Source organism: Mesorhizobium sp. M7A.F.Ca.CA.004.12.1.1, assembly GCF_003997835.1.
GTDB lineage: Bacteria > Pseudomonadota > Alphaproteobacteria > Rhizobiales > Rhizobiaceae > Mesorhizobium.
On record NZ_RZRK01001304.1, the window covers coordinates 1 to 958 of the forward strand.

The following is a 958-nucleotide window of genomic DNA, read 5'->3' on the forward strand; positions in this document are numbered from 1 at the left end:
ATCTCAAGGAGCTGGTTGAGACCGTCGGCAGCCACTCCCTGCGCAGCCTCAAAAAGGAGCAGCTGTTTTCGCTGACCGACGCGACGGGCAATCGCCTGGCCGGCAACTTCACCGCGGCAGGGCTTCCCGACGGTTTCTCGATGTTCGACACCGAAATGCCCGGCGTGCCGCCCGGCGCCGAGTACCGCGCCTATTCCGGCCCCGTCGGCGGCAACACCCTGACCGTCGCCTTCAGCCTTTCCGAGACGGAGGAGCTGGAGAGGATCGTGCTGATGAGCTTTGGCTGGGGAACCCTGATCATCACCGGGCTGGCGGTCGCCGGCGGCGCCCTGCTGGCCTCGCGGGTCCAGCGCCGTCTCGACGGCATTGCCGCCACCATGGTGGATGTCTCGCATGGACGGCTGGACACCCGCATTCCGCTGACCGGCAAGGGCGACGACATCGACATCGTCTCCAGCCAGGTCAATGCCGCGCTCGACCGCCTGTCGGCACTGGTCGAAGGCATGAAACAGGTCAGCGCCAACATCGCCCACGACCTGAAGACGCCGCTCAACCGGCTGCAGATGATCCTCGACACCGCGTCCGAAAAGAACCTGTCAGGTCAAAAGGTCGCCCGCGAACTGGCCGAGGCGCATGCCGAAAGCCTGCAGATCAACGAGACCTTCGATGCGCTGCTGCGCATCGCGCAGATCGAAGCCGGCGCCCGCCGGGCGCGGTTCACCGATGTCGATCTGGGCGAGGTGCTGCAGACCATCGCCGAGATCTATGCCGATGTTGCCGAGGACGACGGAAAGTCGCTGTCGTTGGCGCAACCACCGGAAACGACGGACCGGATCCATGGCGATCGCGAGCTGTTGACGCAGATGTTCGCCAATCTGGTCGAGAACGCGCTGCGCCATTGTCCATCGGGCACGACGATAAAGCTGTCGGTGGGGCGCCAGGACGAACGCGTCGTTGC

1 protein-coding gene is annotated in these 958 nt (G+C 65.0%); it reads left to right on the forward strand.

Translation table 11 applies throughout. The features are described 5' to 3' along the window. Positions 1 to 958, forward strand: a 958-nt coding sequence (locus tag EN984_RS35970; protein ID WP_127384424.1) for a histidine kinase dimerization/phospho-acceptor domain-containing protein, incomplete at both ends; no start/stop codon positions are given.